Genomic DNA, 15439 nt, shown 5'->3' with positions numbered 1-15439 from the left:
GATCTGGGCCTTCACCCTGCGCGGCACGGCGCGCACGCTGCTGGCGGCGTTTTCCATCGCGCTGTGCGCGCTGGGCCTGTGGTCCATGGGCCCCAACATCACGCGGCCTGTGGCCCTGGCTTCGGCCGCGCCCACGGCCGGCGGCTGGCAGGCCTGGGAACCGGGCCGGGTTGACCAGCTGGCCGCGCAGGGGCAAAGTGTGTTCGTGGATTTCACCGCCGCCTGGTGCGTGACCTGCCAGTACAACAAGAAGACCACGCTCTCCAATGCCGCCGTGCTGGCCGACATCCAGGCAAAAAACGTGGCGCTGCTGCGCGCCGACTGGACGCGGCGCGACCCGGCCGTGACGGCGGCGCTGGCCCAGCTGGGCCGCAGCGGCGTGCCGGTGTATGTGATCTACAAACCCGGCCGCGCGCCCGTGGTGCTGTCGGAGATTCTTTCGGTCGCTGATGTGAGGGCCGAACTGGCCAAGCTGTAAGTCCCTGTCTTTGATCTTGTCGTTGATTTCTTTTTAAAGGAGTTCAAGCCATGTCGAATCGCACCCCCGCCACTTCCATTTCCCCGCTGACACGCCGGCAGTTCTCCGGCGCCCTGGCCGCCGCGCCCTGGCTGGCCCCGGCCGCGCTTTTCCCGCTCTCCGCCCAGGCCGCCGCCGCGGCCGTCGGCCAGGCGGCGCCCGATTTTTCCGCCGTCGACACCGCCGGCAAAACCCACCGCCTGAGCGACTACAAGGGCAAGCTGGTGGTGCTGGAGTGGACCAACCCCGGCTGCCCCTTTGTGCGCAAGCACTACAGCGGCAACATGCAAAGCCTGCAAAAGGAATTCACCGCCAAGGGCGTGGTGTGGCTGGCCGTCAACTCCACAGAAGAAAGCAGCGGCGACTACCTGGCGCCGGGCAAACTCGCCGGCTGGATGGCCGAAAAGCAGGGCCAGCCCACGGCCACGCTGATGGACGAATCGGGCAAGGTCGGCCAGCTCTACGGCGCCAGGACCACACCGCACATGTACATCATCAGCCCGCAGGGCCAGCTGGTGTATGCCGGCGGCATCGACAGCATTCCCTCGGCCCGCGTCGACGACATCAAGACCGCCACCAACTACGTGCGCCAGGGCCTGGGCGAGGCGCTGGGCGGCAAGCCGCTGAGCGTGGCAACCAGCCGCGCCTACGGCTGCTCCGTCAAGTACAAGGATGCGGCGTAAGCCATTTCGGCCACCCCCAGGAAACAAGAACCGACCATGACCACTCCGTCTCCCGCCGATCGCATGCCGCACATCCTGAACCACTGCCGCACCATCGCGGTGGTGGGCCTGTCGCCGCATCCGCACCGCGCCAGCTTTGACGTGTCGCGCTACATGCAGGCCAACGGCTACCGCATCATCCCGGTGAACCCGAACGCCACCGAGGTGCTGGGCGAGAAGGCCTACCCCACCCTGACCGAGGCCGCGCGCCACGAAAAAATCGACCTGGTGAACTGCTTTCGCAACAGCGAGGATATTCCGCCCGTGGTCGACGAGGCGATTGCCATAGGCGCCAAGGCGGTCTGGATGCAGCTGGGCATCAGCAACCCGGGCGCCGCGGCCAAGGCCGAAGCCGCCGGCCTGCTGGTGGTGCAGGACCACTGCATCAAGATTGACCACCGCGTGCTGCAGTCGCGCGGCTTGTTGCACAACGCGCCGGCGCCGGCCTGAACCCGGTTCCGCGGCCGCCGCCGGCGGCCCGGGAAAGCCAAGGCTTGCGCGACGCACCGCCGCCGCTGAGAATGTGCCATGTCCCTGCGCACGGCACCCACCTCTTCCCCCACATCCGCCGTTCTGCCGTCCCCTTCTTCTTTCTCCTCTCTTCCCCTGTTGCTGGCCATGGCCGCGCTGGCCGGTTGCGCCGGCCCGGCGCCCACGCACCGGGGCGAGGCGCAGGTGGCACCCATGGCCCCCAGCGAGGTGGGCCAGTCGGACGTGAACCGCATGGCCACGCTGGGCATGCAGGGCAACCTCGAAAGCCTGCTGCGCCTGGCCGACAAACTCTACCGCCGCAACCCGGCCGAATGGCGCAAGACCAGCCCCATCAGCCGCGACGCGGCGCTGGCGCAGCTGCGCGTGGCGGTCGACACGCGCACGCCCTGGCCCGAGCTGCAGGGCCGGCGCGACATCGCCGCGCTGTCGCTGGCGCTGGGCCCGGACTTCAAAGGCGACCGCGTGGCGGCCTTCATCTACGCCAGCGCCGACATGGTGGTCACGGCCCACGGCGGCAAGACGTCTTTCTATTTGACCGACAGCCTGGACGCGCAGTACATCTACAACGCCGCGCGCAACATCGAGATCGCCGTGTGGATGCTGTCCAACCGCCGCAATGCCGCGGGCCAGCCGCTGCTGCTGGCCGACGAGATCAGCGAGCGCGAACGCAACCTGAGCTTTGAGCGCGAGTTCGGCAAGGTCATCGGCCGGCTGGATTTGCTGTCATCGGTGCTGACCGAAAAATACCGCCGTGCGGTGATCACTTACGTGCAGAACTTGCTAGGCGGTACGTTCCTGCAGTTCTTACCCGTCAGGTAGAGCAAGCTCACCCCCTTCTCCGCTCACTGCGTGTAGCGGGATCCCCCCTCAGGGAGCGACATCTACGGCCCGGCGAAGCCGGTTCCGTGCTGTCACTTGGTTAAGAAAAGAGACACGTCTCCGGCCGGAGACAATAGCTATTTGCCGTCCATTCCGGAATACCCCATGCCCGACAACTACCTGCCCGAGGTCAGAAACCAGTACGAAGCCCTGCCTTACCCGCCCTGCGACCCGCAGGACGAGCACAGGCGGCTGGCGCTGACCTGGCTGGAAGACCTGCCCATGATCAACCACTACTGCTTTGCCGGAAAGCAGTCTTTCCAGAAGGGCTTCCGGGCGCTGGTGGCCGGCGGCGGCACGGGCGACGCGACCATCTTCCTGGCCGAGCAGCTGCGCCACACCGACGCGCAGATCGTGCACCTGGACATGAGCGAGGCCAGCATCGCGCTGGCCAAGGAGCGCGCGCAGATCCGCAAGCTCACCAACATCACCTGGGTGCACGACTCGCTGCTGAACCTGCCGGCGCTGGCCGCGCAGCTTGGACAATTCGACTACATCAATTGCAGCGGCGTGCTGCACCACCTGGCCGACCCGGACCTGGGCCTGAAGGCGCTGCTCAGCGTGCTGAAAGAGGGCGGCGCCATCGGCCTCATGGTCTATGCCACCACCGGCCGCATCGGCGTCTACCAGATGCAGGCGCTGATGCGCCTGGTCAACGGCGACGAAACGGACGCGCAGCGCAAAATCGCCAACACCCGCGACATCCTGGCCAGCCTGCCGCCGGGCAACTGGTTCAAGCGCAGTGAAGAACTGCACCACGACCACAAGGCCGGCGACGCCGGCCTCTACGACTTGCTGCTGCATTCGCAGGACCGCTCGTACAGCGTCGGCGAACTGTTTGACTGGTTAGGCGACGTCCACGGCCTGCACCTGGCCTTCACCGACGTGCAGCGCGGCCGCGCGCCCTACCTGCCGCACATGGTGCTGGGCAGCAAGCCGCCGGCCATGGCTGCGGCGCTGCGCAAACTGCCGGTGAGGCAACAGTATGAAATGGCTGAGCTGATGGGCGGCAACATCATCACCCATTCGCTGTACCTGACGCGCAATGCCGCATGCACCGCACCCTACGGCGATACCGACTACGTGCCTTTTTATTACCACGAGCCCCTGACGGCCGAGCTGGCCGCGCAGGTCTTCGGCAACAGCCGCGGCCAGCCCTTCATGCTCAGGCACCAGCATTCAGGCGTTTCCATCACGGTGAACCCGGGCAAGTACGGCGCGAAGATCCTGGCGCTGATAGACGGCCGACGCAGCTTCGGCGAAATTTTTGATCTCTTTCGCGCGGCTTGGCAAGGCAAGGCCGCCGCGCCCGACAACGCCACGCTGTTCGCGGATTTCGCCGAATCCTATGAGACGCTGAACGCGCTGGAGCGTTTGCTGCTCAGGCACATGTCGGTCGAGGTCGCGGCGGCGAAGTAAGTCAGGCTTAGGCGGCGGAACGCCACAGGTCGGCGGTCTGCTGCGCTTCATTCACGCGCAAGTCGACCACCACGACGAGTTCACCGCCGAAGCGGCCTATGCCCAGGCCGCTCATCAATTTTTGCTCTTCCTCATCGGTCGCCATGCGCACAAAACACAGGGCCTGATGCTTGCCGGCATGTGCGGCTGGCAGGATATTGAGCTGCGTGACCGTGCCGAAACGCGCGCACATGGTCCTCAGCACAGTCTGCAGGGTGGCGATGTCAGGGCATTGCTGCAACTGGTCGAGTTCGAGAGGGCTCATGGGTCCTTGCCTGGAATAAAAACGGAAAACGGGGAAGTCTCACTGCGAGTGCGGGAAGTGGTGCAGCTTGAGGGGCGTCCCTGCGGCCTTCCGTGCGGTGGCGGCGACCCACAGCGTAGGACAAAACCGCGCGCAAGTCCGTGACGGAACGTTTTGCAACGCTTTACCGTCAACGCTTGCAAATCTCCTGAAGAAACCGCCGCGCCATGCGTCAGCATGTTTGATTGAATGTCTGAAAAGCAGGTGCTTGCCCGTGTCCGCTGCTGTTCCCACCCTGGATTCCGCGTTCGCGCTTCATGTTCTGCCGCATTCCGGCGCCGACCGGCTGGCGCGGCTGGCCGCGCGTGCCTGCGGCGTGCCGATTGCCATCGTCGTGGCCCTGGAAGGCGACGAGGCCGTATTCCACGCGGGCACCGGTTTTTCCGCGCAAGAGCGCGAGGGGCTGGTCGCCCTTTGCGAGGCCACGCTGGAAACACCGCCGCGCCAGCCGCCGCTGCCCGCGCGCTGCGCACCCGAAATTTATTTCTACCGCGGCCTGCCGCTGAGCCGCGAAGACGGCACGCCGCTGGGCGTGCTGGCGGTGATGGACAAGACGGCGCGAAACCTCAGCCCCGAACAGGAAGAAGACCTGGAGACGCTGGCCGGGCTGGCCGCTGCGCAACTGGACGCGCGGAACGGCCAGGCGCTTCAGGCCACCCAGCAGACGGAAGAAGACGCCCAGCGCCTGGCCACGCGCCTGGGCATCACGCTGGAAAGCATCACCGAAGGCTTCTACACGCTGGACCCGCAGTGGCGCTTCAGCTACCTCAACCGCGAAGGCGCGCGCCTGCTGGGCCGGCCGCCGACCGAGCTGCTGGGCAAAAGCATCTGGAAGGAATTCCCGGGGGCCATCAACACGCTGTTTTCGGAGCAGGTGCGGGCTGCCGTGGCGGGCAATTACCAGGTGGAGTTCGAGGCCCTGTATGCGCCGCTGGACAAGTGGTTCGAGATACGCGCCTACCCCTTCCCCGACGGGCTGGCGATCTACTTTCGCGACGTCAGCGACCGGCGCCAGGCGCGCGAGCAGCTCATGCTGCTGGAAACCAGCATCTCGCGCCTGAACGACATCGTGCTGATCGCCGAAGCCGTGCCCTCGGGCAAGCCGGGGCTGCGCATCATCTTCGCCAACAATGCCTTCGAACAGCACACGGGCTACAGCCTCGAGGAAGCCCTGGGCCAGTCGCCGCGCCTGCTGTGCGGGCCGCTGACGCAGCGCGGCGAACTCGAGCGCCTGCGCAACGCCTTCCAGAAGGGCGAGCCGGTGCAGGCCGAACTCATCACCTACAAAAAGAACGGCAGGCATTTCTGGATGGAGGTCGACATCGTGCCGGTGGCCGACGATGCCGGCGTCTTCGTCACGCACTGGGTGGCGGTGGGACGCGACATCACGCGGCGCAAGGTGGCCGAAAGCGAGATCAAGCACCTGGCTTTTTACGACCCGCTGACCCAGTTGCCGAACCGCCAGCTGCTGATGGACAGGCTGGACAAGGCGCTGAGCCACAACCTGCGCCATCCGCGCGAAGGCGCGCTGATGTTCATAGACCTGGACAACTTCAAGACACTCAACGACACCATGGGCCACCAGAAGGGTGACCTGCTGCTGCAGCAGGTGGCCAAGCGCCTGGCCGCCTGCGTGCGGCAGACCGACACGGTGGCGCGCCTGGGCGGCGACGAGTTCGTGGTCATGCTCGAAGACCTGGGCCAGGACCCGGGCGAGGCGACGGTGAAGGCCGAGATCGTCAGCGGGCAGATCCTGGCCGCGCTCAGCGAGCCCTACAGCCTGGCGGGCTACCAGCACTACAGCACCTGCAGCATAGGCGTGACCGCCTTCAACCAGACGCTCAACAACATCGGCGACCTGCTCAAGCAGGCGGACCTCGCCATGTACCAGGCCAAGATGGCCGGGCGCAACACGGTGTGCTTTTTCAACCCGGCCATGCAGGCGGCAGTGACGGCCAGCGCCGCCCTGCAGTCGGACCTGCGCCGCGGCCTGCGCGAACACCAGTTCCTGCTTTACTACCAGCCGCAGGTGGGCCGCGACGGCCGCATGACGGGCGTGGAGGCGCTGTTGCGCTGGCAGCACGGCGAGCGCGGCATGGTGCAGCCGGCGGAGTTCATCCCGGCGGCCGAAGAGGCCGGGCTGATCCTGCCGCTGGGCCAGTGGGCGCTGGAGACGGCCTGCCGCCAGCTTGCGGCCTGGGCCCGGCGCCCCGAAACCGCGGCGCTGAGCATCGCGGTGAACGTCAGCGTGCGCCAGTTCCGCCACCCCGAGTTCGTCGACCTCGTGATGGCCGCGCTCAAGGAAACCAAAGTCAGCCCGCACAAGCTCAAGCTGGAGCTGACCGAAAGCCTGCTGGCCGAGGACATGGAGATCACCATCACCAAGATGGCCCGCCTCAAGAAGATGGGCGTGACCCTGTCGCTGGATGATTTCGGCATGGGCTACTCGTCGCTGTCCTGCCTCAAGCGCCTGCCGCTGGACCAGCTCAAGATCGACAAGTCTTTTGTCGAAGACATCCTGCGCGACCCCAACGATGCCGCCATCGCCCGCACCATCATTGGCCTGGCGCAAAGCCTGGGCCTGGGCGTGGTGGCCGAGGGCGTGGAAACCGAAGCGCAGCGCGACTTTTTATCGCGCCACGGCTGCGACTGCTACCAGGGTTATTTGTTCTGCAAGCCGCTGCCGATTGACGAACTGGAAGCCTTTATCAAGACGCTGCGGATGTAAGGGCGGGGGTTGCCGCTTTGGGGTGCTGGTGTTCCAGCCGGAAGATCACCTCCCTGACGATGCCGTACATCACGGCGCGGTCGCGGCCCGGGTGGTCGCTGAAGTGCACCGTGGTGGCGCCTATGGCGGCGCCCTCGCCTTCATAGGCCACCGTGATGCCATGGGCCGTCATGAGCGGCCCGCAGGCGCGCCAGTCGCGCGTCCACTGCGGCAAGGCCTGGGCGTTGTCCCAGAGCGTGCCCGCGCTTTCATAGCATTCCTCGATATGCGTATGCCCCAGCAACTGCGCCAGGTGCCGCTCTTTGGCAATGCAGCTGCGGAAATATTCCTGGTCGTTCATGCGCATGGAAGTGTCCCTTCTATGTCCCTGGGAAGCCGTTCAGCCATGGTAAGTCCGAACCCGCGCGGATGCCAGCGGGGTATATATCCCATATACCCCGGGGCAAAGGAGGCGTGAGGCGGCTCTGAGACAATCGGTGCATGTTCGCACCTCTCCAAAACGACAGCTTTTTACGCGCCTGCCTGCGCCAGTCCACCCCCCACACCCCCGTCTGGCTGATGCGCCAGGCCGGCCGCTATTTGCCTGAATACAAGGCCACGCGGGCCCAGGCCGGCAGCTTCATGGGCCTGGCCACCAACACCGACTACGCCACCGAGGTCACGCTGCAGCCGCTGGAGCGCTACCCGCTGGACGCCGCCATCCTGTTCAGCGACATCCTGACCGTGCCCGACGCCATGGGCCTGGGCCTGTCTTTCGCGCTGGGCGAAGGCCCGCGTTTTGCCACGCCGGTGCGCGACGAGGCCGCCGTGGCCAGACTCGAAGTGCCGGACATGGAGAAGCTGCGCTATGTCTTCAACGCCGTCACGTCGATCCGCAAGGCCCTGAACGGCCGCGTGCCGCTGATCGGCTTTTCGGGCAGCCCCTGGACGCTGGCCTGCTACATGGTGGAGGGCGCCGGGTCCGACGACTACCGCCTGGTCAAGACCATGCTGTACCAGCGCCCCGACCTGATGCACAAAATGCTGGCCGTGAACGCCGACTCCGTGGCCGCCTACCTGAATGCGCAGATCGAGGCCGGCGCCCAGGCGGTGATGATTTTCGACAGCTGGGGCGGCGTGCTGGCCGACGCGGCCTTCAAAACCTTCAGCCTGGCCTACACGGCCCGCGTGCTGGCCCAGCTCAAGCGCGAACATGAAGGCGTCAAGATTCCACGCCTGGTGTTCACCAAGGGCGGCGGCCAGTGGCTGGAAGCCATGGGCCAGCTCGACTGCGAAGTGCTGGGCCTGGACTGGACGGTCAACCTCGCCCAGGCGCGCGCCCTGGTCGGCGAGCACGGGCCGCAGGCCAAGGCGCTGCAGGGCAACCTGGACCCTAACGTGCTGTTTGCCAACCCGGCGCAGATTGAGGCCGAGGTGGCCGCGGTGCTGGACAGCTTCGGCGCGCCCCATACCGACCCCGACAAGGCCGGGCCCACCCATATCTTCAATCTGGGGCACGGCATCAGCCAGCACACGCCGCCGGAAAGCGTTGAAGTGCTGGTGCGCGCAGTGCACGCTTACTCTCGCAGCATGCGCATCGCCCGTAGCTAAAGCTTTGCGCGTACGCCCCCAAACCGCCGGCAGAGGGCCTATTCCAACCATGGCTAGCACAAAACCGGGCATTGGCTGCTGGACTTATGCACAAAAATCTTGCTGCGCCGCCGCAATGAAACCGTTCCGGTCCACCTCGCGCTATCAAAGCAATAGCGTTCGTAAGTCATTGATTTATATAGAGACTTTAAATTGCTTTTTTTCCGGGCAATTTAAGCAAACCCTTGATTTACAAGGCTTCGCGACGCTCGACGACAAGCTATCAACAAAGTTATCCACAGAAAATCTGGAAATCTGTAAAGCGGTGGCAAATCAAGCACTTAGCGCATTGTCTGGATGTAGATCGCCAGAAGTAAATACATTTAGTTACTCTGAATGAGCAATTGGCTGCAAGTTGTCGTGGCAGCGCCGGCGCACAGTTCCATCGCCGGGCCGCTGACTTACCAGAGTGAGTTGCCACTCCCGGTGGGGGCGCTGGTGCGTGTGCCGCTGGGCAAACGCGAGGTCCTGGGCGTGGTCTGGGAAGTGCTGCCCGACAGCGGCGCGCTGCTGGAAATGCAGACGCGCCACGTTGCCGGCGCGCTGGAAGGCCTGCCGCCTTTGTCGGCCACCTGGCGCAAGCTGGTGCAGTTCACCGCAATTTATTACCAGCGCTCGCTGGGGGAGGTGGCGCTGGCCGCGCTGCCGCCGCAACTGCGCGACCTCAGCAATGTGCAACTGGCGCGGCGGCTCAAACGCCCCATGGCCGACACCCGCGGCGAGCAGGCCGGCGGCCGGGCGCTGACGCTCAGCGCGCAACAGGCCGCCGTGCTGGCCGAATTTGATGCCGATACGCGGCCGGCGCTGCTGTTCGGCGCCACCGGCAGCGGCAAGACCGAGGTCTACCTGCGCGCCGCCGCCCGCGTGCTGGAACTGGACCCCGCCGCCCAGGTGCTGGTGATGGTGCCCGAGATCAACCTCACGCCGCAGCTGCAGTCGCGCTTTGAAGAGCGTTTTGCCCACCTGGGCAAGGAGCGCGTGGTGGCGCTGCACAGCGGCCTGACGCCGGCCCAGCGCCTGAAAAGCTGGCTGGCGGCCCATGCCGGCCATGCGCGCCTGGTGCTGGGCACGCGCATGGCGGTGTTCGCCTCCATGCCCCACCTGCGCCTGATCGTGGTCGACGAGGAACACGACCCCAGCTACAAGCAGCAGGAAGGCGCGCGTTATTCGGCGCGCGACTTGGCGATTTACCGCGCCAAGGTAGAAACCGAAGACGCCACGCATGCGCACGGCCCCTGCCGCGTGCTGCTGGGCTCGGCCACGCCCTCGCTGGAAAGCTGGCAGGCCGCGCTGGCGGGGCGCTATCAGCGCTTGGTCATGGACGAACGTATTGGCACGGTGCCGTCGACCGGCGAGGAAGCCGCGCCCTACTCCGCCGGGCCGCAGCCTGATCCCTACTCACCGCCGAAAGCGCGGGAACCGGGCGACGCCGGCAGCCTGCCCACCGTGCGGCGCGTGGACATGAACCACCAGCCCAAGCACTGCATCATCGCGCCGCCCCTGCTGGAGGCCATCGCCCAGCGCGTGGCGCGCGGTGAGCAGTCGCTGATCTTCTTGAACCGGCGCGGCTATGCGCCGGTGCTGGCCTGCCACGACTGCGGCTGGAAAAGCGAGTGCCCGCATTGCAGCGCATTCCGCGTCTTCCACAAGATAGACCGCACCCTGCGCTGCCACCACTGCGGCTTCACCGAACGCGTGCCGCGCGCCTGCCCGAGCTGCGGCAACATCGACATCGCGCCCGTGGGCCGCGGCACCGAGCGCCTGGAAGAGCACCTGGCCGAACTGCTGGCCGGCGTGAAGCGGCCCGACGGCGAGCCCGTGCGCATCGCCCGCATCGACGCCGACACCACGCGGCTCAAGGGCGCGCTCGAATCACAGCTGGCCAGCGTGCATGCCGGCGAGGTCGACGTGCTGGTCGGCACGCAGATGATCGCCAAGGGCCACGACTTCCGGCACATCACGCTGGTGGCGGCCATCAACCCCGACGGCGCGCTGTTTTCCAGCGACTTCCGCGCGCCCGAGCGCCTGTTCAGCCTGCTGATGCAGGCCGGCGGCCGCGCTGGCCGCGACGCGCGCCACAGCGGCGCCAGCGAAATGTGGGTGCAGACCTTCCACCCCGAGCACCCCTTGTTCGCCGCGCTCAAGCAGCACGACTACGCGGGTTTTGCGGCCCAGCAACTGGCCGAACGCGAAGCGGCCGGCATGTCGCCTTTCGGCTTTTCGGCGCTGGTACGGGCCGAGGCGCGCACCCAGGAAGTGGCGCAAGGCTTCCTCAACGCGGCGGCGGCCCAGGCCGAAGCCTTACAACTCACCGGCAACGGCCAGGTCACGGCCTACCCGGCGGTGCCCATGACGATTCAGCGCGTGGCCAATATCGAACGCGCGCAGATGCTGGTCGAAAGCCCCTCGCGCGCGGCGCTGCAGCGCTTCCTGGCGAATTGGCAACCGGTGTTGTTTGAAACGCGCCAGCAGGCTGAGTTCAAGAGCCTGATTCGCTGGGCGATTGATGTGGACCCGATTGCGATTTGATGGAGTGGCCGGTTGCGGTTCGTGTTGACATGAGAGGCTCGACCCGGACTTTTCAGCGGGAAGTCCTCACGATGGAGCACTCAGGCATCGACCTCGACCAGCTATGCACCGAGCTCAAAGCCATTGTCTTCGCACCACTTGCGTAACTCATTTTCTGTAGCAACGCGCTCATACTCGTGCCATGCGTCGAGTTGACCCACGCGAGTCAGCAAAGATTTGAATTATGCGTATGCGCCTTTCTTGCGAAAGAACGCGTGGACCGCTTCCTGGTGCTGGGGAAGATGCTTTTTCACAAAGCGAAGTACGAGAGAACTACCCAGGTCGAACTCGTTTTTCTGCGGAAACGCGATGTACAGGTTACCGTCTTCGATATCGCCCGGAAGTTCTTCGTCGATGCCTTCGCCACGCCAATGTATCGAGCCTGTCTTTCTACCTACATAGACTTGACAGTCGATTGCGGCCGCCTGTCCAGCACTGAGCCATTCGTAGGCGGCAAGCAGTTCAGCGAGGCTTACCGGTACGCTCATATGCCGCCTTCCGGCGTCCAATTTAATGCATACCGCAAAGCACTGCGATATAGCTTGGCGACTTCGACCGCAGAGATCAGCGCTGAGGCTTGTCTCATCTGAATAACGTGCTCCATCAAAAGTAGCGACAAATCCGGCGTTGCATATTAGCTCCCGCGCATGGCATGCGCCCAGCTCAGGGGGCAATGGTTCGTTGCTCTCGTTGCACAGGGAATGCTGCATCACCCTCGGTCACTTGCCGCCAGCTTTCCTGCCCCATCCAGCCACGCAGCGCCACCACGCCTTTAGGCGTGATCTCCAGCGCGCGCATGCCCTGGCGGCGCATCAGCCAGCCGCGTTCCAGGCTGTGCGTGCAGATCAGCGTGCCCAGTTGCCCGGCCACATGAAAGCGGCGCTCGCTCCAGTCAAGACATGGCCGGCAATAAGGCCGCCTGGTGTGGGTGCCGGGCAATGAAGCCGTCAGATCAATCCCCAGCCGCGCGAGCACGGCGCCGGCCTTGTCGGTCACGTGGCCGGCCTCGCCGTCAAAGGTGATCGCGCCATCGGCGATCAGGTGATGGGCAATCGCCACGCCGAGCCGGCCGGCGATGTGGTCGTAGCAGCTGCGCGCCATGCGCATGGCGGCGTCCTTGGGGCCGGGCACCACGGCGCGGCGCAGCGGGGGCGCGTTCTGAGCCGCGAGTTGCGTGATGCCTTCGAGCACCCGGGCCACCTCGGGCGAAGCCAGCCGGTGGTAGCGGTGGCGGCCGTGCTGCTCGACGCTCAGCAGGCCGCCTTCGACCAGCAGCGCCAGGTGGCGGCTGGCGGTTTGCGGCGAGACGTTGCCGGCGCCGGCCAGTTCATGGGCGGTGAGGGAGCGGCCGTCCAGCAGCTCCATCAGCATGGCGGTGCGGGCCGGCTCGCCGACCAGCGAGGCGATGTGGGCGATCTGGTTGGTGTTCATGGCTTGGGACCTCTTGGGTACCCACCTTAGCAGCATCGCGCGGCCCATGCTTCGCTCCGGGGCGAAGCATCGCAGGCCTTCTTCGCCGCACCATGGCAGCCATGCCCTTCAAGGAGAAGCCCATGGAACTGCCAATGTCCCCTGCCCTGCAAACCCCAGCGCCGCGCGCCTTTTACGGAACCACTGTCGTACGCGCCGCCTTTGTGTTGGCCATCTTCGGCTGGGGCATAGGCTTTTATAGCCCGGCGATTTTTCTGCATGCCGTGGTCGCGCGCACCGGATGGGCGCTGCCGCTGGTCTCCAGCGCGGTGACCTTTCACTTCTTGTTCGGCGCGGGTGTGGTGGCCTGCCTGCCGCGCATCCATGCCCGCCTCGGCGTGGCCGGCACGACGGCCGCCGGCGCCGCCGCGCTGGCCCTGGGCCTGCTGGGCTGGGCGCTGGCAGCCCAACCCTGGCAGTTGTTTGCCGCCGCACTGCTGACCGGCGGCGGCTGGGTGACCATGGGTGCGGCGGGCATCAACGCCATCATCTCGCCCTGGTTTGTGCGCGGCCGGCCCATGGCACTGGCCAAGGCCTACAACGGCGCAAGCCTGGGCGGCGTGATCTTCTCGCCGCTGTGGGGCGCGCTGATCGCCGCCATCGGCTTCACGGCGGCCACGCTGCTGGTGGGTGCGGCCATGCTGGCCATCGTGGGTGGCTTGAGCTTTTACGTGGTGCGCCGCACGCCCGAGCGCATGGGCCAGCGGCCCGACGGCGATGCGCCGGGCGCGCCGGCGCGCGGCGTCACGTCGGCGCACGCCAAGCCGCTGCCGGGCCGGCTGCTGTGGCGCGACCGCGGCTTTCGCACGCTGGCCGCGGCCATGGCGCTGAGCCTGTTCGCGCAGGCCGGCCTGATCACGCATTTGTATTCGCTGCTGGTGTCGGCCATGGGCACCCAGGGCGCGGGCCTGGCGATGGCGCTGGCGACCGCCTGCGCCATAGGCGGGCGCACGCTGGTGGCCAGGTGCATGCCGGTGGACGCCGACCGCCGCCTGGTGGCCGTGGTGAGCTACGCGGTGCAGATCGCCGGTTCGCTGACGCTGGCCTCTGCGACGGAACACCAGACCGCGCTGATCCTGCTGGGCGTGGTGTTGTTCGGTGTCGGCATCGGCAACGCGACCTCGCTGCCGCCGCTGGTGGCGCAGGTGGAGTTCGTCAAGGAAGACGTGGCGCGGGTGGTGGCGCTGATCGTGGCGATGTCGCAGGGCCTGTGGGCGCTGTCGCCGGCCGCGTTCGCGCTGCTGCTGGTGAACGGTGACGGGAGCCCGGCGCACCTGGGTACGGGCACGGGGCTTTATTTCGGCGCGACGGTGCTGCTGCAGCTGGCGGCCATCGCCTGCATGCTGGGCGGGCGCAAACCCTCGGGCTGAGACCTCAGGTCAAGCGCGGCGTGGCGTCCGGCACGCAGGCCGCGGCACGCGCGAGCAGCAGTTCGCGTTCGCGCAGGTTGCGTGTGAGCGAGGCGGCGCGTTCGAACTCGGCATGGGCTTCTTCCAGGCGTCCCAGCTTGAATAAAAAATCGCCGCGCACGCTGGGCAGCAGGTGGTAGTTTTTCATCAGGGGCTCGGCCAGCAGCGCGTCGGCCACCTCCAGCCCCGTCGCCGGGCCGAAGGCCATGGCCAGCGCGACGGCGCGGTTCAGTTCCACCACCGGCGAGGGCGCGAGCTGCGCCAGCGCGTCGTAGAGCGCGGCGATGCGCGTCCAGTCGGTGTCGGCGCCTGTGGGCGCGCGCGCATGGCAGGCGGCGATCGCGGCCTGCAGCGCATACGGCCCCAGCGCGCCGCCCAGCGCCTCGGCGCGCGCCAGCGCGGCAAAGCCGCGGCGTATCAGCAGGTGGTCCCAGCGCGCGCGGTTCTGATCGAGCAGCAGGATGGGCTCGCCCGAAGGCCCGGTGCGCGCCTTGGCGCGCGAGGCCTGGATTTCCATGAGCGCGACCAGGCCGTGGACTTCGGGCTCCTGCGTCGCCAGTTCGCCCAGCACGCGGCCCAGCCGCAGCGCCTCGTCGCAGAGCGCGGGCCGCATCCAGTCGCTGCCCGAGGTGGCCGAATAGCCTTCGTTGAAGATCAGGTAGATGACTTCCAGCACCGAGGCCAGCCGGGCCTCGCGTTCTTCGGGGCCGGGCCCTTCAAAGGGCACGCGGGCTTCGGCCAGGGTGCGCTTGGCGCGCACGATGCGCTGGGCCACGGTGGGCTCGGGCACCAGGAAGGCGCGCGCGATTTCGTCGGTGCTGAGGCCGCCCAGCAGCCGCAGCGTGAGCGCGATGCGCGCCTCGGTGGACAGCACCGGGTGACAGGCGGTGAAGATCAGGCGCAACAGGTCGTCGCCGTAATCATCCTCGCCGTCGCCGGGGCCGGGCTCGTCTACATCGGCGAAGGCCATGTCCTGCTCCATCTCGAGCTCGCGACCCAGCTCTTCGTGCTTGAGCGCGAGCAGCTTGCGGCGACGCAGGTAGTCAATGGCACGGTGCTTGGCGACGGCCATGAGCCAGGCGCCGGGGTTGTCGGGCACGCCGGTCTGCGGCCAGCGCTCCAGCGCCGTGACCAGGGCGTCCTGCGCGATCTCCTCGGCCAGCCCCACCTCCTGCACCATGCGCGCGACCTTGGCGATGACCTTGGCCGACTCGATGCGCCAGACGGCGTCGATGGCGCGGTGGGTTTCATGGGACGCCATGC

15 protein-coding genes are annotated in these 15439 nt (G+C 66.6%); 10 read left to right on the top strand and 5 right to left on the bottom strand.

All coding sequences use genetic code 11. From position 1 onward, the window contains the following. From ACLV74_RS21350 to ACLV74_RS21330, 5 genes are all read left to right on the top strand, one after another. Positions 1-478 (top strand): thioredoxin family protein (locus tag ACLV74_RS21350; protein ID WP_411881425.1); only part of this gene is annotated, 478 nt, incomplete at its 5' end. A 50-nt stretch (positions 479-528) separates the two neighbouring features. Next, positions 529-1200, top strand: a complete 672-nt coding sequence (locus tag ACLV74_RS21345) for a thioredoxin family protein (RefSeq protein WP_411881424.1) — start codon at positions 529-531, stop codon at positions 1198-1200. A 36-nt stretch (positions 1201-1236) separates the two neighbouring features. Next, on the top strand, positions 1237-1689 hold the full coding sequence (locus ACLV74_RS21340) for a CoA-binding protein (protein ID WP_411881423.1): 453 nt from the start codon (positions 1237-1239) through the stop codon (positions 1687-1689). A 78-nt stretch (positions 1690-1767) separates the two neighbouring features. Then, positions 1768-2550, top strand: a complete 783-nt coding sequence (locus ACLV74_RS21335; RefSeq protein ID WP_411881422.1) for a hypothetical protein — start codon at positions 1768-1770, stop codon at positions 2548-2550. 165 nt (positions 2551-2715) lie between these two features. Continuing rightward, complete coding sequence (locus ACLV74_RS21330) at positions 2716-4029, top strand: class I SAM-dependent methyltransferase (RefSeq protein ID WP_411881421.1); 1314 nt, start codon at positions 2716-2718, stop codon at positions 4027-4029. 7 nt (positions 4030-4036) lie between these two features. Here the strand turns inward: ACLV74_RS21330 and ACLV74_RS21325 are convergent, their stop codons facing one another. Further along, positions 4037-4333 (bottom strand): RNA recognition motif domain-containing protein, encoded by a 297-nt coding sequence (locus ACLV74_RS21325; protein WP_411881420.1) that lies wholly within the window; start codon positions 4331-4333, stop codon positions 4037-4039. Between the two features lie 253 nt (positions 4334-4586). On the opposite strand from ACLV74_RS21325, the gene ACLV74_RS21320 reads away from it, so the two are divergent. Next, a complete protein-coding gene (locus ACLV74_RS21320; protein ID WP_411881419.1) occupies positions 4587-7100 on the top strand; it encodes an EAL domain-containing protein in 2514 nt (837 codons plus the stop codon). Here the strand turns inward: ACLV74_RS21320 and ACLV74_RS21315 are convergent. Then, complete coding sequence (locus ACLV74_RS21315) at positions 7081-7446, bottom strand: aminoacyl-tRNA synthetase (protein WP_411881418.1); 366 nt, start codon at positions 7444-7446, stop codon at positions 7081-7083. The genes ACLV74_RS21320 and ACLV74_RS21315 overlap by 20 nt on opposite strands. A 134-nt stretch (positions 7447-7580) precedes the next feature. Here ACLV74_RS21315 and hemE point away from each other — a divergent pair, with 134 nt between their 5' ends. From hemE to priA, 3 genes are read left to right on the top strand one after another with little or no spacing between them, the layout of a single operon-like run. After that, positions 7581-8690, top strand: a complete 1110-nt coding sequence (hemE, locus tag ACLV74_RS21310) for a uroporphyrinogen decarboxylase (RefSeq protein ID WP_411881417.1) — start codon at positions 7581-7583, stop codon at positions 8688-8690. Between the two features lie 49 nt (positions 8691-8739). Further along, a complete protein-coding gene (locus ACLV74_RS21305) occupies positions 8740-9069 on the top strand; it encodes a hypothetical protein (RefSeq protein WP_411881416.1) in 330 nt (109 codons plus the stop codon). Beyond that, positions 9066-11258 carry a primosomal protein N' gene (priA, locus tag ACLV74_RS21300; RefSeq protein ID WP_411881415.1) on the top strand — a complete coding sequence of 731 codons (2193 nt, stop codon included), beginning with the start codon at positions 9066-9068 and terminating at the stop codon, positions 11256-11258. Before ACLV74_RS21305 ends, priA begins: the two co-directional genes overlap by 4 nt. A 221-nt stretch (positions 11259-11479) precedes the next feature. Here priA and ACLV74_RS21295 read toward each other — a convergent pair whose 3' ends face one another. Continuing rightward, complete coding sequence (locus ACLV74_RS21295) at positions 11480-11785, bottom strand: hypothetical protein (RefSeq protein ID WP_411881414.1); 306 nt, start codon at positions 11783-11785, stop codon at positions 11480-11482. A 175-nt stretch (positions 11786-11960) separates the two neighbouring features. After that, on the bottom strand, positions 11961-12728 hold the full coding sequence (locus tag ACLV74_RS21290; protein ID WP_411881413.1) for an ArsR/SmtB family transcription factor: 768 nt from the start codon (positions 12726-12728) through the stop codon (positions 11961-11963). Positions 12729-12850: 122 nt separating this feature from the next. On the opposite strand from ACLV74_RS21290, the gene ACLV74_RS21285 reads away from it, so the two are divergent. After that, positions 12851-14137, top strand: coding sequence for an MFS transporter (locus ACLV74_RS21285; RefSeq protein ID WP_411881412.1), 1287 nt, complete (start codon positions 12851-12853; stop codon positions 14135-14137). 4 nt (positions 14138-14141) lie between these two features. Here the strand turns inward: ACLV74_RS21285 and ACLV74_RS21280 are convergent, their stop codons facing one another. Next, positions 14142-15437: an RNA polymerase sigma factor gene (locus ACLV74_RS21280; RefSeq protein ID WP_411881411.1), complete on the bottom strand. Its 1296-nt coding sequence runs from the start codon at positions 15435-15437 to the stop codon at positions 14142-14144. Between the last annotated feature and the right edge of the window lie 2 nt (positions 15438-15439).

The organism is Polaromonas sp. YR568 (genome assembly GCF_943369415.1).
Classification (GTDB): domain Bacteria; phylum Pseudomonadota; class Gammaproteobacteria; order Burkholderiales; family Burkholderiaceae_C; genus Polaromonas.
The sequence above is the reverse complement of the archived record's forward strand: the minus strand, read 5'-3'. Positions and strand labels throughout refer to the sequence as shown.

Excerpts from the sequence above, each read along its gene's own strand:
- ACLV74_RS21345 (WP_411881424.1), top strand. The coding sequence starts at position 529 with ATGTCGAATCGCACCCCCGCCACTTCCATTTCCCCGCTGACACGCCGG.
- ACLV74_RS21340 (WP_411881423.1), top strand. The coding sequence starts at position 1,237 with ATGACCACTCCGTCTCCCGCCGATCGCATGCCGCACATCCTGAACCAC.
- ACLV74_RS21335 (WP_411881422.1), top strand. The coding sequence starts at position 1,768 with ATGTCCCTGCGCACGGCACCCACCTCTTCCCCCACATCCGCCGTTCTG.
- ACLV74_RS21330 (WP_411881421.1), top strand. The coding sequence starts at position 2,716 with ATGCCCGACAACTACCTGCCCGAGGTCAGAAACCAGTACGAAGCCCTG.
- ACLV74_RS21325 (WP_411881420.1), bottom strand. The coding sequence starts at position 4,333 with ATGAGCCCTCTCGAACTCGACCAGTTGCAGCAATGCCCTGACATCGCC.
- ACLV74_RS21315 (WP_411881418.1), bottom strand. The coding sequence starts at position 7,446 with ATGCGCATGAACGACCAGGAATATTTCCGCAGCTGCATTGCCAAAGAG.
- hemE (WP_411881417.1), top strand. The coding sequence starts at position 7,581 with ATGTTCGCACCTCTCCAAAACGACAGCTTTTTACGCGCCTGCCTGCGC.
- ACLV74_RS21305 (WP_411881416.1), top strand. The coding sequence starts at position 8,740 with ATGGCTAGCACAAAACCGGGCATTGGCTGCTGGACTTATGCACAAAAA.
- priA (WP_411881415.1), top strand. The coding sequence starts at position 9,066 with ATGAGCAATTGGCTGCAAGTTGTCGTGGCAGCGCCGGCGCACAGTTCC.
- ACLV74_RS21295 (WP_411881414.1), bottom strand. The coding sequence starts at position 11,785 with ATGAGCGTACCGGTAAGCCTCGCTGAACTGCTTGCCGCCTACGAATGG.
- ACLV74_RS21290 (WP_411881413.1), bottom strand. The coding sequence starts at position 12,728 with ATGAACACCAACCAGATCGCCCACATCGCCTCGCTGGTCGGCGAGCCG.
- ACLV74_RS21285 (WP_411881412.1), top strand. The coding sequence starts at position 12,851 with ATGGAACTGCCAATGTCCCCTGCCCTGCAAACCCCAGCGCCGCGCGCC.
- ACLV74_RS21280 (WP_411881411.1), bottom strand. The coding sequence starts at position 15,437 with ATGGCGTCCCATGAAACCCACCGCGCCATCGACGCCGTCTGGCGCATC.